A 19,302-nucleotide genomic window follows, 5' to 3' on the forward strand; every position below is an offset into this window, starting at 1 on the left:
CCGTGCTCCTTCTTCTCTTCTTCCCCGGGGTCGCGCTCGCTCAGGCGCTCGGGGTCGCGGAGACCGAGAACCTCGTTCGTATGCGGCACTACGAGGGCGTGCCGGCGGAATCGCTGGAAAGGATCGGGGCCGAAGGCTGTGAGCGCCTCGTCGAGATGCTGGCCGATCCCAAGGAGCGCAAGAGCCACGCCGAAGTCCTTCTCGGAATCGGGCGCTGTCGGCCCGACGGGGGTCTCGAGGCGATCGCGGCCTGGGCCGACCGACCCCGCGACGGAGAGATCGACCGCGCCACCTTTCGAGCCTGGCAGGCGCTGCCCTTCGCGTTGGCAGCCCTCGCCGAAGAAGACCCGCGTGCCGTCGCGCGCCTCACGGCCCGCCTAGAGAGCGAAGACACGCCGCGATGGACCTTCCGGCATCACCGGGGCGATCGCCTGAGGAAGCTGCGCAAGCGCGCGGCGGCGGATTGCCTCGCCGATACGGATCACCCGGACGCCGACGCCGCGCTCGATCGCGCCGCGCGTCGCGCACGCAACGTCGAAGTGAGGGCCCACATCGAGCGGGCCCGCGACCGCTACCGGGAACGCCGGGCGGAGCGTCGCGGCGACCGTCGTGAGGTCGGACGCGGGGGAATGAACCGATGAGGGCGGGATGGACCCGATTCATGGCAGCGACCCTCGCATGTTCGTTCTTCGGCGTCGTCTTCGGCTCCGCGGCGGCTGCGCAGACTGGACCCGAAGTCGATCTCCACGATCTGACCTGGTTCGTGCACGTCGATCTGATCGATCCCGGCGCCGGTGAGGATCTCGTCTACTGGAGCAACGCCATCTCCGAGGCCGTCGATCAGGGCAATCAGCTCCTGCAAGGCTCTCACGGACCCGCTGACAACGTCTGTTGCGCGAAGCTGGGTAGCTCGGTGGCAGTCTCGACCTTCGGCTCCCCCGACGACGGCCTCGATGTCATCGACAGCCTGGCCGACCAGCAGGCGATCGCCGCGCTCGGCAGCGGCATGGGATCGAGTGCCTTCCTCGTCGACAGCCTGACCTACTGCAGCGGCTCGTCGCCGGGGGCGATCGGCTGCGCGCTCCGGCCGAACTGTTCCGCCAACGCGAACGACGACCCGAACCTCTGGATGATGGTGACCGTGGATGCGTTCGAGGACGAGACCCTGGGTGCCGTGATCGCGCACGAACGCGGCCACAACTCCTGCCTTCAGCACGTCTCGACCCCGACCTGTGCCCTCATGCAGGCTTCGGTCTTCACGCCCGGCCTCGCCGGCTGTATCTCGCTGTCCGAGTGCACGAGCATCCGGAACGCCCGGACCGAGGTGTCGAGCGGCGAGTTCTGTACTTGTCACGACGGCTCTGGGTCGACGCTCGCCGACGGCGCCCTCTGCGACGCGAACGGCGGCGTCTGCTCCGGCGGTTGCTGCGGCCCCATCACGGGCGACGCCGGTGTGCGACTGCTCGCGGCGGGGGGACCGGGCGAGTTCGGCTTCCCGCCCGAGGAGGCGCTCACGGTCTCGCCCTACACGGGGGGCTGGTCGAGCCTCGGGACGTTCGCGCCCACCAACGACGACGTGCGCGGACTCGCCTACGCCTGGGATTCGGGCACGCTCTACGGGATCGTGCCTACGACCGCCGACGACGCGCTGGTCACGATCGACCCCGACACCGGGCAGATCGTGAGCTGGGTCGGGGCGATCGCGAACGGCACGGACGAGTTCATCAACCTGGCCTACGACCCGGGCCCGACGGCGGCGACCACGGACGATCGCCTGCTGGCAGTCGAATCGGAAGCGGATCCCGTGAACTTCGGGCAGGTCCGGTCGATCGACCCGGCGAATCCGAATACCTCGACGCTGCTCGGACAGCTCGGACGGAGTCCGTCGACCGCCTTCAGCGGCGCGGCGTTCCACCCGGGCCTGAACAAGCTGTTCCTGGCCTCGCCCTTCGGAAACACGGATCCGGAAGATCCGCCGCTCTTGACCGGGATCTGGGAGATCGACATGTCAGCCTGCCAGGGCGGGAACTGCACGCCGACCCAGCGCATCGGCCAGGGACTCTTCTGGAACAACGCCAGTCTCGCCTACTCGCCGGACACGGAAATGCTCTACGCCGTCGGTGAAGTGACCTACAACGTCGTGGGGGGCGGAAGCACGACCGTGTCCTTCTACAACGTCATCGATCCCACGACGATCTCGACGGTCGAGACCCAGCACGTCGACCGCTTCACGCCCGCAGGTCTCGCGAGCGTGCCGGAGCCGGGGCTCGGTGTCGGGCTGCTGCTCGGAGCAGGCCTGCTGGCCAGGCTACGACGCTCCCGTCGCTCGTAGGCGCCCTCGCGCGTCTCCTCGTTCCCGATCCTGCGACCCGCCCGGATTCCCGGAAAACGTGATGCCTGTCACGGCGGTAGATCCCCGCCTTCCGTTGACTGCGCGGCGTCGGACCCACTCGCTTTGTGACGAATCGCACCTTTCGTCCATTGGGGAGGGCAACGGGGTGAGAAGAGGAGGATGAGATGACGATTTCGAAGACGAAGGGCGCGGTGTTCGCGTCGATTCTCGGGCTGACGGTCGCGGCCGTCGGCTGCAGCGAAGATCAGGCGTCGACGCCCGGCGAGGCGCTCGACCAGACCCTCGGCAACGTCCAGGCCGGATTCGAAGACGCGGCGGACAGCGTCCGCCAGGGCGCCGGCGAGGCGCTCGACAGCGCGAACGACATGGTGAACGACGCGGTCGAGGGCGCCCAGGATGCCGCCAGCGGCGCGGCGGACGCGGTCAACGGCGCGGTCGAAGACGCGACGGACGCCACCAGGAAGGCGGCGAGCGACGCGGCCAATGCGGCCGGGGACACGATCGACTCGGCGAACGACGCGATGGGCGACGCGGCGGACTCTGCGAACGCCGCGATGAACGACGCCGCGGACTCCGCGAACGCTGCGATGAACGACGCCGCGGACGACGCGCGCTCGGCGCTCCAGTAGACCTCGCTCGTCGGCGGGCCGACGCGGCCTGTCGACGCGAACGACCATCGGATCCCGAGCGGATCCGAAACGGGGGGCCGTGCCCGGATGCCTGCCAAGAGCAGGGTCCGGCCACGGCCCCGTTTCGTCGTGCCGTCCTCCGCGCCGGGCGCCCGCAGGCGGCGGACCATCCCGCCGAGCGCCCGCAGGCGGCGGACTAGCCCGCCGAGCGCCCGCAGGCGGCGGACTAGCCCGACGGTCGGTTCACACCGACTGTGGCGGGCTCGGCGTCGTCGACCTCGGCCCCGGCCGAGACCGCAGGGGTCTCCGCCGTCGCGGTCGATGCGGCGACCTCGTCGAGCCACTGCAGCGATCCGAGCAGGACCAGGATCATGACCGCCAGGGCGGCAGCCGCCGCGGCGTTCCAGACGATGCGCTCGAACCAGAGCGCGGCGCGGTGATCGGCTTCCATTCTTCGCTGCGTTCCGGGCTGCATTTCGGGCTGCATGGTGGCTCTCTCTTTCTGGATCCGTCGCTGCGGGGTCCTTCCCCGGGAGGTTCGATCCGTCGTTTTCGTTCCCATCTTCGTGATCCGGCTCCGCCGGCCGGCCCGGGCTCGGGTTCCGCGTCCTGAAACGACGGAACCCCTCCGGCCGGTCGGGCGGGAGGGGTTCTCGTGGACTCGGTCCCCGCTTCTCGCGGGGCTTGTCGGGGTGGTTCGCTTACTGGCGATGCGTCACCTCGACCCGGGTTCGGAGTCCCCCTCCGTTGTCGATGCTCGAGCAGTGGCCCTGCTTGGCGCCGGCCTGCGTAAAGGACGCAAGGACCGGGTTCGCAGCCCCGCCGCGCGTCCAGCGCGTGCTCGACTGGATGCCGCGGCCAACCACGACACCGCCTCGCAGTACGCCTTCGACGACGCACGGCGGGACGACCATCGGGGTCGTCGCGGCGGCGCCTGCGGCGTAGAGGCTGATGTGGTTGGTGGACATCATCGGAACGGGAAACCTCGTGATTCGGGTCCGCGCTGGAACCTCGGTTGCGGGCTTTGTATCGGTTGACGCCCGCGAAGTCAAAGGCGTTTTCGCGTCGCCACGAAAATTTGCGACGCAGGGCCGCCGAGCGCGGGCCGAGGCGGTGCTAGGCGGTCGTGTCGTGGGGCGGCTGGACCGGGATCTCGGTGATCGAGGTCGCTCCGCCCATGCACACGTCGACGTCGTGCCCCGATACCCGCGGGCGGGCGTGGAAGTCGCTGATCCAGTGGAGCACCCCGTCGCGGGTTTCGTAGTGGAAGTCGTGGGGGCTCGGGTCGAGGGCGCAGAAGACGAGGTCGTGGCTCGTGCCCTCGTCCGTGGGGTGGGGCAGGTTCACGTTCCAGAAGTAACCGGGGCGGGGGGCGCGTTCGAGCAGGACCTCGAGGACCTGCTGGGCGCGCTCGGCGGTGGCGGCCCAGTCCGGGGCGCGGTGCTTCCCGATGTACTGGGAGATCGCGATCGCCGGGAAGCCGAGGATCGTGGCCTCCCGGGCGGCAGCGGCGGTCCCGGAGATGTAGGTGTCCATGCCGAGGTTGGCGCCATGATTGATCCCGGAGACCAGCCAGAGCGGGTCGTCGCCTGCATCGCCGAGGGTCTGCCGCGCGAAGGCGGCGCTCCGACCGAGGGCGACCCGCGCACAGTCGGCCGGGGTGCCGGCGAGGCCGAATCGGAGGGGGCCGTGCTGGTCGAGACGCAGCGGCTCGCGGGTCGTCACCGCGTGCCCGACGCCGCTCTGGGGCCCCGCCGGGGCGACGATCAGGCATTCGGCGCGGGGCGCGAGCACTTCGTGGAGGGTGGCGAGTCCATCGGCGGAAACGCCATCATCGTTCGAGAGCACCAGCGGCATCGGCCCCTTCCAGGTCGGTTGCGAGTTGGGGAGGCGGGGCGATCGTGGTCGGCGCCCGGCCTTGGACGCAAGCCCGGCCCTGCCTGCCTCGGTTCTGCCGACGGGCTGCATTTCCCGACGAAAAAACCGCAGCGCGTGATGGGAAACCCCTTCTATTGGCGCTGGAATGGACGATAGCTTCAAGGTCCACCGCTGGGGTGGCCCGGTAGAGACTCGACCGCGATCCGATCGCGCGTTCGAGCGGAGTGGGTACGACCCGGAGATGACCCCCCTGAAGATTTCGACGGAACAGATGATCGCGCTGCACGGCTTCTTCGCCGAGGCGGCGGCGGTCGGCGAACAGGCCCTCGGCGAGATGACCGGCTGCGACACCGAAGTCGAGGTCCAGGAGATCCGCGCGACCGCGTTGGCGGAGTTCGGCGAGCGGGGTCTGTGCCTCTCGGACGATCTCGTCGCCTCGGTCATGGGACGCCTGGACGGGCGCCTGCCGGGCACGCTCTCCCTCGCCCTCGAGCCGGAGGACGCGCTCCTCTGGGCCCGGTTGGCGGGCGGGGACGATCCGCTCGAGGCCTTCGTCGCGCTCTCGCGCACGCTGCTCGAGGGCGTGTCCCGCGCGCTCGGGGAGCTGCTCGACGGCGAGGCGCGCTTCGAAGGGGCCCGCCTCGTCGAGGAGCCCGAGCTCGCGATGCTCGTGAAGACCCACGCGCCGTCGGACACGATCGTCTTCTCGACGCGCCTGCGCATCGACGCCCGGGATGAGGTCCTGACCGCCGTCTCGCACATGCTGGTCGAGCCGAAGTACCTGGCCCAGGTCCTGTCGGCGCTGTCCGCTGCGCATCACTGATCTCATCAGTTCGCCCTTCGGGCGAACCAGGATGGACAGGTCGGTGGCCTTGCTGGGCGCGCTTCGCGCGACCGGCGGGCGACGCGACGCTGCTAACGTGGCGCGTCATGGCGATCTTCCTGATTCGACACGGCGAGACTCCCGGAAATCGGGACCGGATCATCCAGTTCCCGGACACGCCGCTCTCGGACCGAGGGCTCGAGCAGGCCGCGCGCCTCGGCGAGCGGATGGCGGGGCAGCCGATCCGCGAGATCTGGGTGAGCGACCACGCGCGGGCCCACCAGACGGCCCAGGCGGTCGAGCGCGCGACTGGCGCGAGCCTGTCCGTCGTCGAGGACCTGGCCGAGCGGAACCTCGGCGCCCTGCGTGGGCGCCCGTATTCCGAGCTCGACTTCGACCCCTTCGCGCCGGGCTACGTCCCGCCGGAAGGGGAGAGTTGGGAGGTCTTCCACGACCGGGTCGACAGCGTCTGGGCCCGGATCGAGGACCACTGGCGCGCGCACTTCGCGGGCGCCGACGACCATTTCTGCATCGTGACCCACGGCCTGGTCCTCCGCTCTCTCTTCGAGCGAAGGCTGCTGGGCGAGGCCGGACTCCAGGCGCACGCGAACGCCGACGGGCAGGTCGCGATCGCGAACACCGCCGTCTCGATCCTCGAGCCCCGCCCCCGCGAAGGCGATGTCCTCGACCATTCGATCGAGCTGCTCGCCTGCGTCGCCCACCTCGACGCGTCGACCGCGCCCCGCGCGAACCCGAACGTCGGGATGTAGACCCCGGCGAGCCCGAACTCCGCTCCCCGCTCCGGCGCCGAGCGGCGCTTCGTGATACCCCTACGGCATGGCCGATTCAGGGGGGAATCGCGGGACGCTCTCGGACGCGTCCGGGAGCTCGGGCGTCGACGTCCTCGCCGAAGTCTTCGGCCATGCGTCGTTCCGGCCCGGGCAGGCGGAGGCGGTCGAGGCCGTGCTCGACGGGCGCGATGCGGCCGTCTTGCTCCCGACCGGGTCGGGGAAGTCCGTCTGTTACCAGGTCCCGGCGATCGCGCTGGCGCGGGAGGGGCGCGGTACCACGATCGTCGTCTCGCCGCTCATCGCGCTGATGCAGGACCAGGTCGGTGCGCTCCGCGGGCGAGGCGTCGCCGCGGGCGCGCTTCATTCCCATCAAGACGACGACGAGCAGGCGGACACGGTCCGCGATCTGCTGTCCGGCCAGCTCGCGCTTCTCTACGTCTCCCCGGAGCGGGCCGCGAAGGCCAGCTTCCGGCGGATGCTCGACCGGATCGACGTCGCGCTCGTGGCGATCGACGAGGCCCACTGTGAGACGCAGTGGGGGCACGACTTCCGCCCGGACTACATGCTGCTCCGAGAGCTCCGGGACGTCGTCGACTGCCCGATGATCGCGCTCACGGCGACCGCCACTCCGGTCGTGCTCAAGGAGATCGAGAGCCGGCTCGGACTCGTGAAGCCCGCCCGGGTCCGCACGGGCTTCGATCGTCCGAACCTCTCGTTCGCGGTCCACGCGATTCGAACCGAGAAGGAACGGACGGAGGCGACCCTCGCCGCGATCGACGCCGCCGGGATCCGTGGGCGGGGCGGACGGGGGCGCGTGATCGTCTACTGCTCGACCCGCAAGGTCACCGAGCGCGTCGCGAAGTCCCTGCGCTCCTCCGGGCTCCGCGTCGGTCACTACCACGGCGGCCGGACGGCGCTCGCCCGCGAGCGTGCCCAGCAGGCCTTCGAGCAGGGCCGCACCCGGATCCTCGTCGCGACGAACGCCTTCGGGATGGGGATCGACCTCCCCGACATCCGCCTGATCGTCCACTACCAGACCCCCGGAAGTCTCGAGGCCTACTACCAGGAGGCGGGGCGGGCAGGCCGGGACGGGGACCCGGCGCGCTGTCTGCTCTTCTTCGGGCGCGCCGATCTCCAGACCCAGCGGCGGCTCGCCCAGAGCGGCCCGTCGAGCGCGGCCCTCGATCAGCGACGCGAGGACGCCCTCGGCGAGATCGAACGCTACGCGATCGGGATGGCCTGTCGGCACGCGGGGCTCGTCGCGCACTTCACGGGGGGCGAAGACGAGCCGACCTGCGGGCGCTGCGACGTGTGCGACGGGTCCGCGAGCGACGTCGACTCGGACGTCTTTGGCGCCGAGCGGGCGGCTCCTCCGGAGCCGCTGACCGCCGAGGTCGAGGACGTGATCGTGTCGGCGGTCGATCGACTCTCGCGCCCGGTCGGGCGTCGCAATCTCGCCCAGGCGCTCCGCGGCGGGAAGGCGAAGAGCCTCTCGCGGGGCGGGCTGCTCACGATGCCCGAGTACGGAACGCTCTCGGACTACGACGAGGATCGCCTCGTCGCCGGGATCGACAGGCTCCTCGCGCGGGGGCGGCTCGAACGAACGGGCAAGAAGTACCCGACGGTCTGGATCCCGGGGAAGCCGGTGCGCCCGGCGCGAACGCGCGGCGGGGAAGGCGCATCGGACGCGCGGCCCGTTAAGAAGAAGTCGTCGCGCTACGGGGGCGACATCGCCCGCGCCCTCGACAACTACCGCCGCCGTCGGGCGCGCACGCTCGGATGGAAGACATACATGGTCTTCCAGCGCGCGGCGATGCTCGCGATCGACCGCGAGGAACCCTCGACCCTCGACGAGCTCGCACGGATCCCGGGGCTCGGCCCGGCCAAGATCGAGCGCTTTGGCGAGGACATTCTCCAGATCGTGCGCGAGCACGGGGGGTGTTAGGCGCCGAGGACTCTACGCTCCGTCGAGCTCGACCTCGATCAGCACGACGTGACTCGCGCACTGCTCGATGTCGGACGCGCGCGGGGTCCGGTCCGCTTCGAGCTTGATGCCGTACACGCTCGCGTCGCGAGGAAGCGCGGTCAGGAACTCGCGCACGCCGGTTCGGAAGGCCTCGCTGTCGGTGGTGATCGCTCGGGCGGATCCGGGAAGGCGCTCGCCGGCGATCTCGACCTCGACCGGGCGAGACTCGCCCGTGAAGTTCTTCCACCAGCTCGTGTTGTAGCTCGACAGCAGACGGACCTGGCTGCCTTCGCGCACGTAGGAGAGCGGCGTCTCGTACTGCTTGCCCGACTTGCGGCCCGCGTAGCGGAGGATGCAGAGGTTGCCCTTCGCGACCCCCATCCGGAGGAGGGGGCGCATACCGACGTTCAGCAGGCTGAAGAACGTGTTGGAGAGGCTCAATGTCCGGCGTCCCCCTCGCTGGCCTGCTGCGCGTCCGCGTCCGCGTCGCGGATCATCGCCTCGACGACCTCTTCGAAGTCGTCGTTGTAGATCGCGCGGGTCCGGGACCACCAGGTCCGGATCCCCGGATGGCGGAGGTTGGCCCGGATCGCGCCCGCCTGGTCGCTCCAGACGTTCTCGGCGGTGGCGCCTTCGATGTAGCGCGTCCAGGTGTTCTGGTGGGCGAAGAAGAGCTCCTGGAAGAGCCGGCCCGTCCGGACCTTCTCGACCGGGTCGAGGGCATCGTAGTCCTCGATCCCCTTCAACCAGAGGGCGGCCAGCTCGGGATCGCGGATCAGCGGGTCCCGGAAGCGCGAGAACGAGCTCGCGATCGCGTCGAGGGCCGCGACCCGGAGCTCTCGGCTGTGCTCCCCGATCTGCTTCGTGTTCTGGCGGATCTGGACCGAGAGATAGGCGAGGGACACGATCACGCCGAGGGCGCCGAGGAGCTCTGCGATCGCGCCGACCGCGTCCCAGTTCACGAGGGCGCTCCCGGGTCGAACGCCCCCGCCCTCACGCGTAGTCGTCCGGCAGGTTGCGCCCGGTGAACAGCATGAAGGTCACGTTCTCCTCGCAGTCGCAGTCCTCGTCCCACTCGCGGACCGTCGTGAACTCCTCCTTCTCGGAGTGGTAGTAGAACGAGTTCAGGTCGAGGAGGTCCGCGAAGGCGACGAGGGTCGAGTGGGCCCACGAGGTCCAACCGTGATAGTTGAACATTGTCTTGTCCTTGCGCCCGTTCGTCGCCTGGAGGCGGAAGGAGAGCTGGTTGGTCAGCGGGTTCGGGTCGCCGCCCTTCTCGCCGGCGAGCTCGCACTTGAAGCCCGCGTCCTCCTGCTCCTGGCGGGTGAGCTCGTCGGTGTCGCCCATCTCCGACACGAGGCAGATCTGCGGCGTCTCGAGCATGAGGTAGTCGACGTGCTCCGTCGCCACCTTCATCAGCTGCATCATCTGCTTGGCGTCGAAGAAGTGGTGGCTCTGCTTGCCGATGTACGCGAGGGATTCGCCTTCGCTCTTCGACTTGATCTGGTCCCAGATCGCGGGCGCGAGCACGTCGCCGACGACGTACTCCTTCTTCGCCTGCGGGAGCCAGTTCTGGCCCATCACGAGCTCGGCGGCTTCCTCGTCGAGGTCGATCATCAGGTAGTTGAAGTCCGGGTAGCGGAAGTGGCCCGAATAACAGAACTCGGCGGTGCCGGCCATCGGCTCGACGATCGTCCGGACGTTCCGACACATCCGTGTCTCGATGAAGTCCTCGACGCCGAAGTCGAAGGTCCCGAGGACCGAGGAGTAGACCTTGTAGGGATCGAGGGCGTCGATCCCGCCGGTCTGGTACGCCTGGATGTAGTCGTAGTTCTCCACGAAGGGCGAGTCGTAGTTCTTCGTCCAGCCGAGCTCGCTGAAGTCGTGGAAGCCACAGCGGGTGATCGACTGCCAGAGCGCGAGGCGCTCCTTGCGGTCGTCCGGCATCCCGCAGGCGTCCTTGAAGCCGCGCAGCACGCACCCGTGGATCCGCGCGAGAAAGCCCCTGCGCTGGTCCTCGGTCATGTCCTCGAGGTCGCAGTCCCCCTGGAGCCGGATCCAGTCGGGCTTCGCGAGGTCTCCGCTCTCGATCCGCCCGAGGAGCTTGTCGAGGTCCTCGAACGTCTTGGCGATCTTCAGTACTTCCTTGCGGGACATGGCAACTCGGCTCGATTCACTGGGAAGAGCGCTCGCGCTCTTCGAGGTATTTCGTGAGGGAGCGATGGACCTGTCGGGCGCGTTCGCCTCGCCAGCCCTGCATCGACGTCAGCACGAAATACGCCTGCTGCGGAATCGCATCGGCGCCCTGCTGCTTGATCGCTTCGAGCGCCTGCTCGGCGACCGAGACGACCACGCCACTCGGACACGAGCGCGTCACGAACATGATCGCTTCGATCACGCCCAGGTCGCGCGCGTAGTCGCGGTCTTCGTCGCCGGCATCGCCGGTTCCGTCAGTCGTGTCCGCGTTCGACGTCATCGGTCGCGGGCATCCTCCCCCAAGCACCGAACGATATCGCATTCGGGTGCGACATTCTCCGACATCGCACGATCGAGCGTGATCGGGACGGGCAGGCTGCACGCGTCGCGACGACACGAACTCGGTCGACGTCGTCTCGATCGATGACTCGGTCGCGCCCTCCACACGGAACGGGTCCGCACCGCCGTCGCGTCGCGCTTCGCCGCGCCGATCCACTTTCCGCTGGACACCCGCCGTCCGGGGCGAGGCCGGTGGCGACGAAACGCTCGGCAAGGCCGGTGCGCTCGTCCTTGCCGGCGACCGACGCGGTCTCTCCGTTCGCGAGGCGTGATGTGTCGTGACTTGCGACGGAGGGCGGACGCTCGACCCGAACGGGCGGACGGTCGAGCTCATGCGCGTCGATCCGATCGAAGGGAACGGTGCGTCCTTCGCCCGCTTCGTCGTGTCGGACGGGCTCTGCACCTGCGACCCGTTCCGGGTCGGCCGAACCGCCGTGTTCGGCCGGGTCAGCGGCGGGAGGACGGCTGCAACGGCGCTGGGCCCTCGAGATCGCCGGGCCGGCGACGCAGCTCGTGTCCGGGCACCGCCCCGGGTCGCGAGCGGCTCGTGCCTCGCGTGTCCGTCGCCCCGCGCCGAGATTCGCGACCGTGTTCGCAAGATGGCCGATGGGCGGTCCGCCCGTCGCGCCGATGGCTTCGGCGGGTCGCATGTGATCGTCTCGAGTCGTCCGATTGACCCTTGGGGGAATAAAATCGATTAATATGATGTCCTTAAACGAGGGGCCTTTGTCATTGATGACGAAACTCGGGCCCGGCATCCTCTTCCCATGTCGAGCCCGCCGCTTCCGCCCCGACGAATCGCGATGGTCGCCTATCCGGGCGTCCAGCTCCTCGACGTCGTCGGTCCGCTCGAGGTCTTCGCTGCGGCGAGCGAAGCGGTCGGCGTGCAAGGCGCCGACGCGACCGCCCGTGGCTACGAGATCACCGTCGTCGGCTCCGCGCCCGGCACCGTCCGGGCCTCCTCGGGGCTCGCGATCGGCGTCGACCGGGCCTACGAGGATCTGCCCGACGAGATCGACACGCTGATCGTCGCCGGCGGCCACGGGACCGCCCGGGCGTTCCGCGAGCCCCGGATCCTCGAGGCGGTTCGCTCTGGCGCCGCCCGGGCCCGGCGGACCTGCTCCGTCTGCACGGGGGCGTTCGTGCTGGCGGCGGCGGGTCTTCTCGACGGTCGGCGCGCCACGACCCACTGGGGCAGTGCTGACGAGCTCGCGCGGCGCTTCCCCGACGTCGACGTCGACCCGGATCCGATCTTCGTTCGCGACGGGGACGTCTGGACCTCGGCGGGGGTGACGGCGGGCATGGACCTCGCCCTCGCGCTGGTCGAAGACGACCTCGGGCGGGATCTCGCCCTCGAGGTGTCGCGTCGGATGGTCTTCTTCCTGAAGCGGCCCGGCGGCCAGTCCCAGTTCTCGGCCCAGCTGGCGGGTCAGGCGGCCGATCGCGATCCGCTCCGGGAGCTGCAGGCCTGGGTCGTCGAGCACCCGGCGGAGGATCACGCGGTGGAGCGCCTGGCGGCTCGGGTCTCGATGAGCCCGCGGAACTTCTCGCGGGTGTTCGCGAAGCAGGTCGGGTTGTCGCCGGGGCGCTTCGTCGAGCGGGTACGGGTCGAGGCGGCACGAAGGCGTCTCGAGGATTCGCCGGGCTCGGTAGACGCGGTCGCCAGCGACGTGGGCTTCGGCACGGCGGAGACGATGCGTCGCGCGTTCCTCCGCCAGATCGGCGTGGGACCTTCGGCCTATCGCGAACGATTCAACAGCGCCCCCTGAGCCGGACACCAACAGAGAGGAACGAACGAGATGGCGGACGACAAGCGAACGATCGGAATCGTGCTCTTCGATCGGGCGGAAGAGCTCGACTGGGTCGGGCCCTTCGAGGTCTTCACGATGGCCCGTGAGGCGTCGGGCGGAAAGGGACCCGCGAGCGAGATCGAGGTCGTGCTCGCGAGCGAGCACGGCGGTGTCGTGACGGGGGCGAAGGGACTCCGGAACGAGGTCGATTTCTCCTTCGCCGACGCACCCGACTTCGACGTCCTTCTCGTTCCGGGAGGGATCGGCACCCGGGACGAGATGAAGAATCCCGTGATGCTCGACTTCCTGCGAAAGCAGGCGGCGACCGCCGAGTGGGTCACGTCCGTCTGTACCGGCTCGATCGTGCTCGAAGCCGCGGGCCTCACGAAAGGCAAGAAGATCACGACCCACTGGGGCTATCTGCCGACCCTGCGCGAGGACGCGGCCGGTCGCGCCGAGGTCCTCGAGAACGTCCGCTACGTCCGCGACGGCAATCTGCTGACCGCGGCCGGCGTCTCGGCGGGCATCGATTCCGCGCTCTGGCTCGTCGGTCAGCTCTACGGCGTGCGCCACGCGCGGATCACCCAGAAGATGATGGAGTACGACCCGGCGCCGCCCTACGCCGCCGAGGTCTGAGCCGCCGCCGAACCGAGCCCCGAACGCACGAAGGCCGCGATCCCCGACCGGATCGCGGCCTCGTGGAGCCCGCGCGCCCGGTCCGTGCCGCGCCCGATGCGGGGGGTGCGGCGCGGGCCGGGTGGGGACTCGGGGTCGTGCAGGTCAGGCCGTCGCTGCCTCGGGCTCCGGCCGTCCCTTCGGCACGAACATCGGGGTCGTCGCCTGGTACTGCTCGTAGCGGCGACCGAAGGCGGCCACGAGGTCCCGTTCTTCGAGGCGCACGGCGACCAGGATGTAGACGGTACAGACCCCGGCGAAGAGCAGGTGGCCCACGCTCATGGTCGGCGTCGCCCAGAGCGTGACGAACCAGCCGACGTAGAGCGGATGTCGCACGAAGCGGTAGAGCGAGGGCGTGACGAAGGCATCCTCGCGGGCGTCTCTCCGCCTCAAGCCGTCCCACACCTGACGCAGCCCGAAGAGCTCGAAGTGATCGATCAGCACGGTCGAATAGAGGACGGTGCCGACCCCCACGGCGAAGAGTCCGAATCCGATCCCCTGGCCGAGCGTCGACTCGAAGCTCCAGATCGTCTCGGGCAGCGGTCGCCAGAATGCGAAGACCGCGATCATCACGACGCTCGAGAGCAGGACGTAGGTCGCCCGCTCGATCGGCTCCGGCACGATCCGCGTCCAGGCCCGCTTGAAGGCGGGGCGTGCCATGCCCGAGTGCTGGACGGCGAAGAGGGCGAGCAGCGCGAGGTCGATCGCGACGGCGGTGCCGAGCGAGCCCGTCTCCCCGGAATCGATCGACTTCGGGACGAATCGGTTCGTCAGGAAGCCAGCCGTGTAGAGGAACGTGCCGAAAAAGAGGGCGTAGGACAGGGCGCCGTAGGCGAAGTGCGCGATGCGCTGCATGTGGGTCTCCGTGATTCCATCGGGGCGGACGGGCGATCCTCGGGATCGCGTCCGCGGGCTGTGTTTCGATGGGATCAGTATCGGAGCTCCTGGGCTTCCTCTCTGTCGGGGGCTTCACACAGGCGTCGATTCAGGCGCCGGGCTTCGCAGGGACGCGTCAGGGCTTGCGAAAGCGCAGGGTCATCCGGTCACTCTCGCCGATCGCGAGATACTTCTCGCGATCCGTGTCGCCGAGCCGGAGCGTCGGCGGCAGCGTCCACACCCCGCCCTCGTAGTCGGCAGAATCGTTCGGATTCGCGTTGATCTCGCTCTTCGCGTCGAGGACGAAGCCGGCGGACTCGGCGAGGGCGATGACCTTCTCCTCGGGGACATAGCCGTTGAACTCCGAGGTGTCCGTCTTCGGCCCCGCGCGGTGCTGCACGACGCCGAGCACGCCACCGGACTTGAGGACCGCGAAGAAGGCCGCGTAGGCGTCTTTCGCTGCGCCATCGCGGATCAGACCGTGGGTGTTCCGGAAGTTGAGCACGAGATCGACGCTCTCGTCAGCGCCGAGCTGGATCGTCGGCGGGTGGAGCACGGCGAGGTCGAGATCGCCGTAGCGCTCCGGCTGCTCCTCGAAGCGCGCGAGCAGCGCCTCGTGGGATCGGGTGACGTAGGCGGGAAGGTCCGGCTTCGAGAGGTCGTAGGAGGCGGCGATGTAGCGGCCGTCCGCCGCGAGCAGCGGCGCGAGGATCTCGGTGTACCAGAGGCCGCCGCCGGGTCGGATCTCGAGGACGGACATGTCGGGCTCGAGGCCGAAGAAGGTCAGCGTCTCGACCGGGTGTCGGTAGCCGTTTCGGGCGCGGTTCGACTCGCTCCGATGGGGATCGGCCGCCGCGCGCTCGATCGCCGCCGCGACCGGATCCGGCCCGTCGGCCGTTCCGCCGCCGAGCCACTGGCAGCCGGTGGTCGCGAGCGAGAGCGACAGGAAGAGAACGGAACCGAATCGAGACATGGGAACCCTCCGCGCGGAGCGAGCGAATCGCTCTCCGCGGAGCAGAGTCTGCCGCATCCCCGTCCCCGAGACGACGCTCCGTGGCGACGAGCCCCCCGGAGCCCTCAGCGCAAGACGCGCTCACCGAAGAGCGCGTCGAGAGGCGCGCAGCGCCGAAGATCTAGTAGCCGAGGTTCGACGCCAACCACTTCTCCGCCTCGTCGGCAGAGAGATCCATCCGCGCAGCGTAGTCCTCGATCTGATCCCGACCGAGGCGACCGACCGTGAAATAGCGAGCGTCCGGGTGGGCGAAGTAGAGGCCCGAGACGCTCGCCGCCGGCGTCATCGCGCAGGTCTCCGTCAGCTCCATCCCGACCGACGGGGCGTCGAGCAGCGGAAAGAGGGTGCGCTTGGGGAGGTGGTCGGGACAGGCGGGATAGCCGAACGCGGGGCGGATCCCGCGATACCGCTCGGCGATCAGATCCTCGTTCGAGAGGTTCTCGCCGTCGCCGTAGCCCCACTCCCGGCGCGCTCGCGCGTGGAGGAACTCGGCGAAGGCCTCGGCGAGGCGATCCGCGAGGGCCTTGACCATGATCGCCTTGTAGTCGTCGTGGTCCTTCTCGAAGCGCGCCGACAGGTCTTCCGCCTCGGTTCCGCTCGTGACGGCGAACGCGCCCACGTAGTCGGCCACGCCGTCTTCGCGGCTCGCGACGAAGTCCGCCAGGCACCGGTTCGGCTTGCCGTCGGGGGCGATCGCCTGCTGCCGGAGCATCGGGAAGCGCGCGACCTCGCCGGTCAGCTCTTCATCCGCGAACAGGACGACGTCGTCGCCCTCCCGACGCGCCGGCCAGAAGCCGTAGACGCCGCGGGGCCGGAGCCACTGCTTCTCGATGATCTCGTCGAGGAGCGAGCGGCCGTGCTCGTAGAGCTCGCGCGCCGCGGCACCGACCTTCGGGTCGTCGAGGATCTTCGGGTACTTGCCCTTCAGGTCCCAGGTGGAGAAGAAGAAGGTCCAGTCGATGAAGGGGTCGAGGTCCGCCGCGCTCACGTCGTCGATCACGCGCTTGCCCAGGAACCCGGGCTTCGCGGGTGCTGCCGTGAAGTCGAGTTTCTCGGCGTTCGCGCGTGCGTCGTCGATCGCGAGCAGGGGCTTCTCCTTGCGGCCGTCGTAGATGGCCCGGAGCTTCTCCTGCTCGTCGCGGTTCTCCTGTGCGAACCCGTCCCGTCGCTCGTCGGACAGGAGGTCCGACACGACGTTGACCGAGCGCGACGCGTCGAGGACGTGCACGACTGGCTGCGAATAGTTCGGCGCGATCTTGACCGCCGTGTGCTGTCGACTCGTCGTCGCACCGCCGATCAGCAACGGCAGCTCGAGGCCTCGCCGCTCCATCTCCTTGGCGACCGACGCCATTTCGTCGAGGGACGGGGTGATCAGGCCGGACAGTCCGATCATCTGCGCGCCTTCGGAGATCGCGGCTTCGAGGATCTTGTCGGCGGGCACCATCACGCCCAGGTCGATGACCTCGTAGTTGTTGCAGCCGAGGACCACGCCCACGATGTTCTTGCCGATGTCGTGGACGTCGCCCTTGACCGTCGCCATCACGATCTTGCCCTGGCTCGATCCCTCGACCTTCTCGGCCTCGAGATAGGGTTCGAGGTAGGCGACCGCCTTCTTCATGGAGCGCGCGCTCTTCACGACCTGCGGCAGGAACATCTTGCCCGCGCCGAAGAGGTCGCCGACGACGCGCATGCCGTCCATGAGGGGGCCTTCGATCACGTCGATCGGACGACCGAGCTTCTGGCGTGCTTCTTCCGTGTCGTCGTCGATGTAGTCGACGATCCCGTGGACGAGGGCGTGGGAGAGTCGCTCCTCGACGCTGTTCTCGCGCCAGGTGAGATCGACTTCGCGCTTCTTGCCCGCGCCCTTCACGGTCTCGGCGAACTCGACCATCCGCTCGGTCGCGTCGTCGCGCCGGTTGAAGAGGATGTCCTCGACGTGCTCGAGGAGATCCTTCGGGATGTCCTCGTAGAGCTCGAGCTGGCCGGCGTTCACGATCCCCATGTCCATGCCGGCCTGTGTGGCGTGGAAGAGGAAGGCCGAGTGGATGGCTTCGCGGACGCGGTTGTTCCCTCGGAACGAGAAGGACAGGTTCGAGACACCGCCCGAGATGTGGACGCCGGGACAGCGCTCGCGGATCTCGCGAGACGCGTCGATGAAGTTCTTCGCGTAGTCGTCGTGCTCTTCGATCCCCGTCGCGATCGCGAGGATGTTCGGGTCGAAGATGATGTCTTCGGGCGGGAACCCGGCCTGGTCGACGAGGATCCGGTAGGAGCGCTCGCAGATCTCGATCTTGCGTTCGGTCGTGTCCGCCTGGCCCGCTTCGTCGAAGGCCATGACGACGACGCCGGCGCCGTAGCGACGGATCAGCTTCGCCTTCTCGAGGAAGTCGGCTTCACCTTCCTTGAGCGAGATCGAGTTCACGACCGCCTTGCCCTGGACGCAGCGGAGCCCCGCCTCGAGCACGCTCCACTTGGAGCTGTCGATCATGATCGGGATCTTCGCGACCTCGGGCTCGCTCGCGATCAGATTCAGGAAGCGGGTCATCGCCGCTTCGCTGTCGAGCATGCCCTCGTCCATGTTGACGTCGAGCAGGTTCGCGCCGCCACGCACCTGGTCGAGGGCGACCTCGAGGGCGGTGTCGTAGTCGTCGGCCTCGATCAGCTTCCGGAACTTCGCGGAGCCGGTCACGTTCGTCCGCTCGCCGATCATCTGGAAGTTCGAGTCGGGCCGGATCACGAGGGTCTCGAGCCCGGAGTAGAAGGTCGCTTCTGCTTCGGCAGCGGGAATTGCCCGGGGCGCCACGCCTTCGACCGCCTCGGCGATCGCCTGGATGTGGGGCGGCGTCGTGCCGCAGCAGCCGCCGACGAAGTTGACGAGCCCGCTCGTGGCGAATTCGCCGACCAGCTCGCCGGTCGTCGCGGGTGCCTCGTCGTACTCGCCGAAGGCGTTGGGCAGGCCGGCGTTCGGATAGCTCGAGACGTAGCAGTCGGCGATCCGGGCGAGCTCCGCCACGTGGGGGCGCATGTCCGTGGCCCCGAGCGAGCAGTTCACGCCGACCGAGAGCGGCCTCGAGTGGGCGACCGAGCGCCAGAACGCGTCGACGGTCTGGCCCGAGAGCGTGCGACCACTCGCGTCGGTGATCGCGACGGAGATCATGATCGGCAGGCGGATGCCGCTCGCTTCGAAGGCTTCGTCGATCGCGACGAGGGCCGCCTTCGCGTTCAGCGTGTCGAAGATCGTCTCGACGAGCAGAACGTCGACGTCGCCCTCGATCAGCGCGTCGACCTGCTCGCGGTAGGCGGCCTTCAGCTCCTCGAAGGTGAGGCTTCGCGCGGATGGATCGTTCACGTCCGGCGAGATGGACAGCGTCTTCGGGGTCGGGCCGACGGCACCGGCGACGAAGCGCGGCTTCGACGGATCCTTCGCGGTCCACGCTGCGGCCGACTCTGCGGCGATTCGTGCGGACGCGAGATTGAGGTCGCGCACCGTGTGCTCGAGGGCGTAGTCCGCCTGGGAGATCGCGTTCGAGCCGAAGGTGTTCGTCTCGACGATGTCCGCGCCGGCGGCGAAGAAGTCGTCGTGGATCTTCCGGATGACGTCGGGGCGCGTGAGCGAGAGGAGCTCGTTGTCCCCCTTCAGCTCGCTCTCGTGGTCGACGAAGGTGTCTCCCCGGAAGTCCTTCTCCTCGAGTCCGAAGCCCTGGATCATCGAGCCCATCGCCCCGTCGAGGACGAGGATCTTCTCGCGGAGGAGACCGAGGAGCGTCTCGATGCGTTCGGGTCGGGCAGGGCGGCTGGACATGGCATGAGCTCCAGGGGGAAGCGCCGACGGCAGAGCCGCCGCGGCCGATTCGAAGGGCGCGAAGTTAACATCAGGACATTCGGATATCCAGATATAAGGGTTGAGGCAGGCTGATGCCCCCGGGGGCAAGCGACGGCGCCGAGACCGAGCGTCGTCCTGCGACTTCCTATAG

The 19,302-nt window shown here is 68.9% G+C and carries 18 protein-coding genes; 8 read left to right on the forward strand and 10 right to left on the reverse strand.

Annotated elements, in window-relative coordinates; translation table 11 throughout:
• Positions 1-2 precede the first annotated feature (2 nt).
• The 3 genes from NXI30_07270 to NXI30_07280 all read left to right on the forward strand — a co-directional run bounded on the left by NXI30_07270 (position 3) and on the right by NXI30_07280 (position 2,982).
• Positions 3-641 (forward strand): hypothetical protein, encoded by a 639-nt coding sequence (locus tag NXI30_07270; protein ID MCR9093999.1) that lies wholly within the window; start codon positions 3-5, stop codon positions 639-641.
• A 20-nt stretch (positions 642-661) separates the two neighbouring features.
• Entirely contained in the window at positions 662-2,332 is a 1,671-nt protein-coding gene (locus tag NXI30_07275) for a hypothetical protein (protein ID MCR9094000.1), read from the forward strand.
• Positions 2,333-2,517: 185 nt separating this feature from the next.
• Positions 2,518-2,982, forward strand: coding sequence for a hypothetical protein (locus NXI30_07280; protein ID MCR9094001.1), 465 nt, complete (start codon positions 2,518-2,520; stop codon positions 2,980-2,982).
• Between the two features lie 226 nt (positions 2,983-3,208).
• Here NXI30_07280 and NXI30_07285 read toward each other — a convergent pair whose 3' ends face one another.
• The 3 genes from NXI30_07285 to surE form a co-directional block, all read right to left on the reverse strand.
• Positions 3,209-3,469, reverse strand: a complete 261-nt coding sequence (locus tag NXI30_07285) for a hypothetical protein (GenBank protein MCR9094002.1) — start codon at positions 3,467-3,469, stop codon at positions 3,209-3,211.
• A 214-nt stretch (positions 3,470-3,683) separates the two neighbouring features.
• Positions 3,684-3,950, reverse strand: a complete 267-nt coding sequence (locus NXI30_07290) for a hypothetical protein (protein ID MCR9094003.1) — start codon at positions 3,948-3,950, stop codon at positions 3,684-3,686.
• 148 nt (positions 3,951-4,098) lie between these two features.
• On the reverse strand, positions 4,099-4,839 hold the full coding sequence (surE, locus tag NXI30_07295) for a 5'/3'-nucleotidase SurE (GenBank protein ID MCR9094004.1): 741 nt from the start codon (positions 4,837-4,839) through the stop codon (positions 4,099-4,101).
• A gap of 262 nt (positions 4,840-5,101) precedes the next feature.
• Between surE and NXI30_07300 the strand changes: the two genes are divergently transcribed.
• The 3 genes from NXI30_07300 to NXI30_07310 all read left to right on the forward strand — a co-directional run bounded on the left by NXI30_07300 (position 5,102) and on the right by NXI30_07310 (position 8,419).
• A complete protein-coding gene (locus NXI30_07300) occupies positions 5,102-5,683 on the forward strand; it encodes a hypothetical protein (GenBank protein ID MCR9094005.1) in 582 nt (193 codons plus the stop codon).
• Between the two features lie 107 nt (positions 5,684-5,790).
• The gene (locus NXI30_07305) at positions 5,791-6,453 is read left to right on the forward strand and encodes a histidine phosphatase family protein (GenBank protein MCR9094006.1); all 663 of its coding nucleotides are present in this window, start codon (positions 5,791-5,793) and stop codon (positions 6,451-6,453) included.
• A gap of 67 nt (positions 6,454-6,520) precedes the next feature.
• A complete protein-coding gene (locus tag NXI30_07310) occupies positions 6,521-8,419 on the forward strand; it encodes a RecQ family ATP-dependent DNA helicase (GenBank protein MCR9094007.1) in 1,899 nt (632 codons plus the stop codon).
• Between the two features lie 12 nt (positions 8,420-8,431).
• Here the strand turns inward: NXI30_07310 and NXI30_07315 are convergent, their stop codons facing one another.
• Genes NXI30_07315 through NXI30_07330 form a run of 4 tightly spaced genes read right to left on the reverse strand, consistent with a single transcriptional unit; the run spans position 8,432 to position 10,916 of the window.
• Positions 8,432-8,881, reverse strand: a complete 450-nt coding sequence (locus NXI30_07315) for a nitroreductase/quinone reductase family protein (protein MCR9094008.1) — start codon at positions 8,879-8,881, stop codon at positions 8,432-8,434.
• Positions 8,878-9,402, reverse strand: coding sequence for a hypothetical protein (locus NXI30_07320; GenBank protein ID MCR9094009.1), 525 nt, complete (start codon positions 9,400-9,402; stop codon positions 8,878-8,880). The genes NXI30_07315 and NXI30_07320 overlap by 4 nt, the downstream gene beginning before the upstream one ends.
• Before the next feature lie 31 nt (positions 9,403-9,433).
• Positions 9,434-10,597 carry a hypothetical protein gene (locus NXI30_07325; protein ID MCR9094010.1) on the reverse strand — a complete coding sequence of 388 codons (1,164 nt, stop codon included), beginning with the start codon at positions 10,595-10,597 and terminating at the stop codon, positions 9,434-9,436.
• 16 nt (positions 10,598-10,613) lie between these two features.
• Positions 10,614-10,916 (reverse strand): hypothetical protein, encoded by a 303-nt coding sequence (locus NXI30_07330; protein ID MCR9094011.1) that lies wholly within the window; start codon positions 10,914-10,916, stop codon positions 10,614-10,616.
• Between the two features lie 826 nt (positions 10,917-11,742).
• Here NXI30_07330 and NXI30_07335 point away from each other — a divergent pair.
• Entirely contained in the window at positions 11,743-12,744 is a 1,002-nt protein-coding gene (locus NXI30_07335; GenBank protein MCR9094012.1) for a GlxA family transcriptional regulator, read from the forward strand.
• A 30-nt stretch (positions 12,745-12,774) separates the two neighbouring features.
• Entirely contained in the window at positions 12,775-13,401 is a 627-nt protein-coding gene (locus NXI30_07340) for a DJ-1/PfpI family protein (protein ID MCR9094013.1), read from the forward strand.
• A gap of 144 nt (positions 13,402-13,545) precedes the next feature.
• Here NXI30_07340 and NXI30_07345 read toward each other — a convergent pair whose 3' ends face one another.
• The 3 genes from NXI30_07345 to metH form a co-directional block, all read right to left on the reverse strand.
• Positions 13,546-14,295 (reverse strand): isoprenylcysteine carboxylmethyltransferase family protein, encoded by a 750-nt coding sequence (locus NXI30_07345; GenBank protein ID MCR9094014.1) that lies wholly within the window; start codon positions 14,293-14,295, stop codon positions 13,546-13,548.
• A 157-nt stretch (positions 14,296-14,452) separates the two neighbouring features.
• The gene (locus NXI30_07350) at positions 14,453-15,289 is read right to left on the reverse strand and encodes a methyltransferase (GenBank protein ID MCR9094015.1); all 837 of its coding nucleotides are present in this window, start codon (positions 15,287-15,289) and stop codon (positions 14,453-14,455) included.
• Between the two features lie 160 nt (positions 15,290-15,449).
• Complete coding sequence (gene metH / locus NXI30_07355) at positions 15,450-19,130, reverse strand: methionine synthase (protein MCR9094016.1); 3,681 nt, start codon at positions 19,128-19,130, stop codon at positions 15,450-15,452.
• Between the last annotated feature and the right edge of the window lie 172 nt (positions 19,131-19,302).

This window comes from bacterium, from assembly GCA_024742285.1.
GTDB lineage: Bacteria > Myxococcota_A > UBA9160 > UBA9160 > UBA4427 > UBA4427.

Coding starts and splice junctions, on each gene's coding strand:
- NXI30_07300 (MCR9094005.1), top strand. CDS start 5,102: ATGACCCCCCTGAAGATTTCGACGGAACAGATGATCGCGCTGCACGGC.
- metH (MCR9094016.1), bottom strand. CDS start 19,130: ATGTCCAGCCGCCCTGCCCGACCCGAACGCATCGAGACGCTCCTCGGT.
- surE (MCR9094004.1), bottom strand. CDS start 4,839: ATGCCGCTGGTGCTCTCGAACGATGATGGCGTTTCCGCCGATGGACTC.
- NXI30_07290 (MCR9094003.1), bottom strand. CDS start 3,950: ATGTCCACCAACCACATCAGCCTCTACGCCGCAGGCGCCGCCGCGACG.
- NXI30_07335 (MCR9094012.1), top strand. CDS start 11,743: ATGTCGAGCCCGCCGCTTCCGCCCCGACGAATCGCGATGGTCGCCTAT.
- NXI30_07340 (MCR9094013.1), top strand. CDS start 12,775: ATGGCGGACGACAAGCGAACGATCGGAATCGTGCTCTTCGATCGGGCG.
- NXI30_07305 (MCR9094006.1), top strand. CDS start 5,791: ATGGCGATCTTCCTGATTCGACACGGCGAGACTCCCGGAAATCGGGAC.
- NXI30_07310 (MCR9094007.1), top strand. CDS start 6,521: ATGGCCGATTCAGGGGGGAATCGCGGGACGCTCTCGGACGCGTCCGGG.
- NXI30_07345 (MCR9094014.1), bottom strand. CDS start 14,295: ATGCAGCGCATCGCGCACTTCGCCTACGGCGCCCTGTCCTACGCCCTC.
- NXI30_07285 (MCR9094002.1), bottom strand. CDS start 3,469: ATGCAGCCCGAAATGCAGCCCGGAACGCAGCGAAGAATGGAAGCCGAT.
- NXI30_07330 (MCR9094011.1), bottom strand. CDS start 10,916: ATGACGTCGAACGCGGACACGACTGACGGAACCGGCGATGCCGGCGAC.
- NXI30_07280 (MCR9094001.1), top strand. CDS start 2,518: ATGACGATTTCGAAGACGAAGGGCGCGGTGTTCGCGTCGATTCTCGGG.
- NXI30_07275 (MCR9094000.1), top strand. CDS start 662: ATGGCAGCGACCCTCGCATGTTCGTTCTTCGGCGTCGTCTTCGGCTCC.
- NXI30_07325 (MCR9094010.1), bottom strand. CDS start 10,597: ATGTCCCGCAAGGAAGTACTGAAGATCGCCAAGACGTTCGAGGACCTC.
- NXI30_07350 (MCR9094015.1), bottom strand. CDS start 15,289: ATGTCTCGATTCGGTTCCGTTCTCTTCCTGTCGCTCTCGCTCGCGACC.